4 protein-coding genes are annotated in these 6,596 nt (G+C 74.4%); 1 reads left to right on the top strand and 3 read right to left on the bottom strand.

The features are described 5' to 3' along the window. Positions 1–320: 320 nt before the first annotated feature. Positions 321–2,762 carry a polysaccharide lyase 8 family protein gene (locus ABZ714_RS12110; protein WP_358825089.1) on the bottom strand — a complete coding sequence of 814 codons (2,442 nt, stop codon included), beginning with the start codon at positions 2,760–2,762 and terminating at the stop codon, positions 321–323. Positions 2,763–3,058: 296 nt separating this feature from the next. Between ABZ714_RS12110 and ABZ714_RS12105 the strand changes: the two genes are divergently transcribed. Then, positions 3,059–3,661, top strand: a complete 603-nt coding sequence (locus ABZ714_RS12105; protein ID WP_358825088.1) for a YceI family protein — start codon at positions 3,059–3,061, stop codon at positions 3,659–3,661. Between the two features lie 165 nt (positions 3,662–3,826). Here ABZ714_RS12105 and ABZ714_RS12100 read toward each other — a convergent pair whose 3' ends face one another. Further along, positions 3,827–4,489, bottom strand: a complete 663-nt coding sequence (locus ABZ714_RS12100) for a DUF6309 family protein (RefSeq protein ID WP_358825087.1) — start codon at positions 4,487–4,489, stop codon at positions 3,827–3,829. A gap of 414 nt (positions 4,490–4,903) precedes the next feature. Beyond that, on the bottom strand, positions 4,904–6,268 hold the full coding sequence (locus tag ABZ714_RS12095; protein ID WP_358825086.1) for a hypothetical protein: 1,365 nt from the start codon (positions 6,266–6,268) through the stop codon (positions 4,904–4,906). Between the last annotated feature and the right edge of the window lie 328 nt (positions 6,269–6,596).

The following is a 6,596-nucleotide window of genomic DNA, read 5'->3' as shown; positions in this document are numbered from 1 at the left end:
GCCGCCGCGCCCCCGGGGGGGGGGGGGCCCGCGCCGGGGGGGGGGGGGGGCCGGGGGGGGGGGGGCCGCCCCCCCCCCCCACGGCCCGCTCCCGCAGATCGTGCAGTTCGGCAACGCGCCCTCGGGCGTCGGCAGGCTCGCCGGTGGTCTCGTCGACAACGGTCATGTATCGACCCTACGGACACCTACAAGAAAACTCTGCCGTTGACTCCGTACAGTCTCCGGCCGTTTCTCCTGTGAGGCTCGTACAGAAGCGCTTGTCGTAGCGGTTCATCCACCAGCTTCGGGCCGGTGTTGTTTGTGGAGGGCCCACAAGAAATTCAGCCCAGGGTCACCCGGCAGCGGTGTCCGGCACCGGCGGTCCCCCCGTTCAGCCGCAGCCGAATGGCCCCGCCGGTGGCGAGGACGGTGATTCCGGGGTCGTGGCCGTCGACCCGGCGTACGGGCCGCCGCCAGGTCACGTCGACGGGGCGGCCGGTGCGCTCCGGGTCGGCCAGGCACAGCTCGGCGGTCCGGCCCCGCCGCCGGACCAGGACACTGACCGGGCCGGTGGCGGTGAGCGGGCCCGCGGTTCCGGCCCGCCAGAAGTTCGCGGCGGTCAGCCCGATCGCGGGCAGGGTCACGGCCTGGCGTACGGCGTCGTTGGCGAGGACGACGGTCCGGCCGGGGTCCGCGGCCCTGGCGGCGACCTCGGCGGCGCTCGCCCCGGGCATCAGCAGATAGACGTAGGAGGCGGCGACGGGGTCGGTGCCGTGGTCCAGCCAGAGGGTCCGGTAGCGGCGGGTGGCCCGCTCGGCGGTGCCGCCGGTGTTGATATCGGCCCAGGCGCCGGTCCGGTCCTCCTCACGGGTCCGGAGCCGGTGCGTACCGCCGGGCAGGACCCAGCCGCCGTGGCCCTCCAGATGGGCCCAGCGGGCCCCGTACCGGAACCGGGCCCGGCCGCCCTCGCCGAGATTGCGGTGGTCGATCACGGTCTCGACGGGGACCCCGTCGGCGCAGCCGATGCCCGCGCCGAGGCAGACGACGGCGTCGTCGGCGCAGAACCAGGACTTGCGGGCGGTCAGGGTGGAGCCGAGGCCGCGCAGGTGCTGGCCGACGGCGGCGTACTCGCCGTCGGTGACCCCGCCGGTCCAGCGGACGTCGGGCCGGGGCTCGCCCCATGCGCCGCCCTCGTTGTCGGCCAGCCGTTTCGTGGAGACGGTGGTGCCGGGCAGCCGGTAGGGGTCGGCGGTGGGCCAGAACCAGTCGGTGTACTGGTCGCCGAGGGTGTGCTCGGGCCACCAGAGGACCATTCCGGCGCCGGTGTGCCAGCCGCGCGGGTGCTCGCCGTTGCCGCATTCGTAGTACGCGGTCCGCTCGGAGGCCATGGCGATGTTCACGGTCCAGCCGGGGCGGCGGTGCACGGACCGGTCCATGGCGGCGAAGAGGGTGTGGCCGACCCGCTGGGGCGCGGCCGGGACGGGGGCGGCGGCCACGGCGGCGAGCCGGGCGAGGTCGGCGATGCCGTGCTGGGGGTCGGTCAGCGGGGAGTCGGTGGTGTCCCGGGCGGCCCAGCCCTTGATCAGGGCGTACCAGCGGTCGCGTTCGGCGTCCCCGGCGGACCGGGCCAGCAGGGCGATCGCGGCGATGACGGCATGGCCGTGGTAGTGGTCGCCGCGCCGGATCCGGCGGTCGTCGTCCTTGAGCAGTCCGCGGCTGACGGCCCGGCCGCTGACGCTGTCCATGATCAGTCCGTTGTGGATCAGCGGGGCGAAGGCCCGTTCGACGCTCTCGGTGATGTGGTGCCGGGCCGGGTCGGTGACCTGCCAGGGGGAGCCGTCGAGCAGGGCGAGCAGCCGGGCCAGCCCGTCGAGGAGGACCTGTCCGTAGGTGCCGGTGTAGGCGACCCGGGTGTGCTGGACGAACGATCCGTCGGCGTAGAGGCCGTCGCCCTCGGTGACGTACGGGAAGACCGGGGAGAGCGCGTCGCGGGCGAGGGCGAGTTCGGCGGCGGAGCGGCCGACGACGCCCCGCAGGGCGACCGAGCGGCAGAGGTCCACCCGGTTGGCCCCGGTGGAGACGCCGGAGTAGTCGCGCAGCAGGGCGTCGGGGACGAAGTGGTCCACGGCGGCGCAGGCGGCGGCCGTGCGGTCGGGGCCGAGGTGGTCGTGGAGGGTGACGGCAAGGTCCATCAGGAGCCGGGGGCTGCCGATCCGCCACTCCCACCAGTTGCCCCAGGGGGTGGTGCCGGGGTGGTAGACGAGGGCGGAGAGGTGGTCGAGGCCGCGCAGGACGGCGGCGAGGAGTCCGGGGTCCGTACCGCCCCGGTACGTATAGGCCCTGGCCATGGTCCACAGCCGGGCGTAGCTGCGGGTGATCGCGGCGGGCGGGGCGGGGGCGAGCAGGGGCAGATCGGGCCAGAGGGAGCCGGGGGCGGCGGTCATGGCGGCCCGGTGGGCGGCGGCGAGCCGGTCGATTCCGGCCAGCCGGGAGGCGTACGGCTCGGCGGTGGGGTCGTAGCCGGTGCCGAGGGTGATCTCGGCCCAGCGGCGCCGGAGCGGTTCGTACGGTTCACCGGGCTCGCGCGGGTCCCGGGGCTCGCGGGCGGGCCGGACGGCGGGCCCGGGGCCGTGTTCTGCGGCCCGGGCGGCTCCGGCCCCGGTTCCGGTTCCGGCGAGGGGCAGCAGCCCGGCGCAGGCGGCGGTGAACCCCCGCCGGGACCAGGACGGCGGGGCGGCAGACGGGCCGGACGGACCCGGCGGGGTCGGGCGCGGCGGGGACACGGGGCCTCCTGGGCGGGGTGCGACGGGAGGTGCCCCTGTGGGTCTACCACCGCGTCGCCGGGCCGACAACGGTCGCGGCGCGGATACTGGGAAGCGGCCGTGGCGGCCGCCCCGGGTGCCGCCCCCCGGCACGGCGCCGGGCCCGGCCGCGGCGGCTTCCGCCCGCCGAGGGGCGCCGCGCGAACAGCCGTACGGGCCGCGATCCCCAGTAAATGTTGAATGTTCAACGGAATGGCTCTACAGTAAGAATCGTTGAAGCTTGAACAACCACCCCCGTCCCCCTCCAGGAGTTCGCCATGGGCCTCTTCAATCGCAAGAACGACGCGTCCGCCACCGAAGCCACCCCCGTGGACCCCGCCCTCGCGGCGCTGACCGGTGAGTACGCGATCGACCCGGCGCACAGCCGGATCGGCTTCACCGTCCGCCACGCCATGGTCACCAATGTCCGGGGCGGCTTCGACGACTTCGAAGGCAGCCTGAACCTCAACGGCGCCGACCCGGCCGACTCCAGCGCCGCCATCGACGTCCGGATCGCCAGCATCGACACCGGTATCGCGGACCGGGACAACCACCTGCGCAGCGGTGACTTCTTCGACGTGGAGAAGTTCCCCCTGATGACCTTCCGCTCCACCGGCGCCGAGGCGACCGGCGGCGACGACTACCGGATCACCGGCGATCTGACGATCAAGGACGTGACCCGGCCGCTCACCATCGACCTGGAGTTCAACGGCACCGCCACCGACGTCTACGGCAACGAGCGCGTCGGCTTCGAGGGCAGCGCCACGATCCTGCGCTCCGAGTGGGGTCTGACCTGGAACGCGGCCCTGGAGACCGGCGGCGTGATGGTCAGCGACAAGGTGAAGCTCACCCTCGACATCTCCGCGATCAAGAAGGGCTGACGCCCGCCCCGCGCGCCGGTCCGCCCGGCGCCCGGCCCCTCACGACGGCCCGGAAGGCACCCGTACCCGATACCGGTACGGGCGTGCCGCCGGGCCGTCGGGCGTGCCGCGCCGCCACCGGCCCCGGCGCCCGAGAGCGGCCCCTCGGGACCGTACCGCCCTCGTTCAGCCGCGGGCCGGACCGGCCGGCGCCGACCGGTCCCGGCGCTCCGGGCCCGCCCCGCCGGCACCCGCCCGGACCAGGGACGGCTCACCCGCCGCGGCGGCGGTCGCGGTGGATTCTCCGTCGCCCTCCCCGGGTACGTCCATCACCGCGTCCATCGCCACATACGCCTCCACCAGCGCGTCCCCGTCCAGCCGCCCCGCCCGCACCCAGGCCAGCACCCGGTGCAGCCCGTCGAGGTGGACCAGGCCCTCTCGGACCGCCAGCCGCTCGTAGTCCGCCCCCGGGATGGCCCGGGTCGACAGATAGAGCGGGCTCGGCGCCCCCTCTGCGTGGTGATCGAGCTTGGCCGCGCACGCCGGGTTCCCGGTGAGGTAGTCGGAGCCCAGCTCGCACAGCCGGGCGACGGCCTCGTCGACCGTCGCCCCGGCGGGCGGAATCAGTTCGAACTCGCCGTACTCCCCCATATGCCACGGCAGGACGATCCCCAGCACGTCCGAGCGGTCCAGCAGAACGTGGTACCACCGCCCCAGACTGAGCTGGGCATGACAGAGATTCTCCTCCGCGTCGTCATTGGTGTTGTACGCCTCGTCGGGGACATAGGGATTGTCGCGGACGAAGGTCGTCAGCACGCGCTCGAAGGGGACGGGGCCGAGGACTCTCATCGGGTGCGCCTCTGTTCGTACCGATGCCCGAAGGCCGTGGGATGGACCGCGCCACCGGACGGGGAGAGTCTTCCGGGAACCGGGGAAAGACCCGCACTCCCGGCCATCGGGCCGACCGAAAGAACTGGACCAAAAGCAGCAAACCCGATGAACACGGAAAACAGCCCCCCTGATAGCGTCGAGCCGCCAGGTTAATTGCCTGTGAACAATTGGGGAACGTATCCCCGGTTCTTTCTGCCGCACGCGGGGTTCCGGGACAATGGCCGACTTTAACCGATACCCGGCGACGGCACCGCGAACCCTCCGCCGGGAGTCGTACCGGACGTACGCCCGATACCCCCCGGGAACCCACTCGGGCCCGTCGCCGGGGCGTTCCGGCGGGCGCCCGGGGCGGTCGCGCGGCGGCGGGCGGGTTCAGAAGCCCCCGCCGAAATCTCCGCCGCCACCGCCGCCGAAACCGTCGCCACCACCGAAACCACCACCACTTCCGCCGTCCCCGCCGAAGTCTCCGGGATCGAAGTCGGTACCCGAGTAGTCACCGCCCGAGAATTCTCCGCCACCATATGTATCGGCATAGGCCGGTGTAGCGAGCATCCCACCGAGCAGAGTCCCCGCGAGGAGCCCGGGAAGAATACCGCCCGCGAAATATCCACCGGCCCAGGGTCCGTACGCGGGCCCCGCCTGCCAGTACGGACGGCGCTCCCCGTCCTCGGTGGCGACCGTACGCGCCATCGGCTCGACGCCGTCCGCCAGCCGGGCGGCGTCCGCCGCGCACACCGGCACCGGGCGCGGCACGCCCCGGCCCTCCGGGGCCCAGTCCGCGTCGGCGACCGACGGGCCGTGCCGGGGATCGAAGAAGCACGGCGGTCTGCGCTCCGGCGGCGGACGGCCGGTACGCCGGGCGTCGAGCAGCGCGAGGGAGAACCGGCCGTCCTCCAGGGTCCTGGTCACCGCCGTGACGTCACCGGGCCGGGCCGCCGCCGCCATCAGGCTCTTCGCCCGATCGTAGGCGTCGAGCGCGCGTTCGTAGTCGGCCCGCGCGGCATCGTCGGCGCCGGGCTCCGCCGGATGGAAGTCCAGCCGGTCCAGCTCCTCCCCGAAGGCCGTGACGTCCTCGTCCACGACCACCCGCAGCCGGTCCAGCGCCGCCCGCTCCTCGGCCCGCTTGCGGCGGCGGTTGCGGCGCAGCACCGCATAGCCGCCGGCACCGCCCGCCACCAGCAGCGCGCCGAAGACGATCAGGGGCACCGTGTTCATACTCCCCGCGCCGCCGCCCGACCAGGAGCCGGGCGCGCTGCCGCGCAGCTGGGGCAGGACGAGATCGGCGAAGGCGTTCAGCTCGGCCGCGGCGGACGCCGCGGCCGGGGTCCGTACCGTGTCGACCGCGTTCTGTACGGCGCGGGGCGCCAGGACGGCGGCGTCCGCACCCGCGTCGAACCCGTCGCCGAGGCGGATCGCGTACAGCCCGGTGATCCCCGTCTCGGCCCGTACCGTCGCCAGGACGGTCGCCGGATCGTAATCCGGGGTCTCGGGCAGGACGGCGACGAACAACGGCTTGTCCGCGTCCCTGATCCGGTCCGCGAGGGCGTCCGCGTCCCGCGCGGACAGCTCCGCGCGGGCCCGGGGATCCACATAGACGGGCCCCTGCCGCAACGCGGCCCCCACATCCGCGGGAGCCGCGGCGACGGGGGCGGACAGGGGCGCGAGCGCGAGCAGCAGCCCCGCCAGGAGGGCGAGGACGCCACGCACGACGCGAGCCGCGGAGGGGCGGTTCCTCATCCTCCGACGCTAACGCCGCGAGCGCCGTCCCGCCTCCCGCCGCAGCCCCGCCGCCTCGGCCCTCCGGGCGAGCGCCACTACCTGGGCCGCGCCGGTATGCCTTCGGCAATGGGGGGACCCCCAGCGCCTTGGCCCTCCCGAGCACCGCCCGAACTACCCGGGCCGCGCCCGGCGGCCGCACGTTGTCGGCGGCCTGCCGCCCACCTGTGGCTGGTCGCGCAGTTCCGCCCCCTATGCCTTCGGCAATGGGGGGACCCCCAGCGCCTTGGCCCTCCCGAGCACCGCCCGAACTACCCGGGCCGCGCCCGGCGGCCGCACGTTGTCGGCG

Origin of the sequence: Streptomyces sp. NPDC006798, from assembly GCF_040635975.1 — a bacterium.
Classification (GTDB): domain Bacteria; phylum Actinomycetota; class Actinomycetes; order Streptomycetales; family Streptomycetaceae; genus Streptomyces.
The sequence above is the reverse complement of the archived record's forward strand: the minus strand, read 5'-3'. Positions and strand labels throughout refer to the sequence as shown.

What these genes read in the sequence shown, in the direction of transcription:
- ABZ714_RS12105 (WP_358825088.1), top strand. Translation starts at nt 3,059, where the DNA reads ATGGGCCTCTTCAATCGCAAGAACGACGCGTCCGCCACCGAAGCCACC.
- ABZ714_RS12100 (WP_358825087.1), bottom strand. Translation starts at nt 4,489, where the DNA reads ATGAGAGTCCTCGGCCCCGTCCCCTTCGAGCGCGTGCTGACGACCTTC.
- ABZ714_RS12095 (WP_358825086.1), bottom strand. Translation starts at nt 6,268, where the DNA reads ATGAGGAACCGCCCCTCCGCGGCTCGCGTCGTGCGTGGCGTCCTCGCC.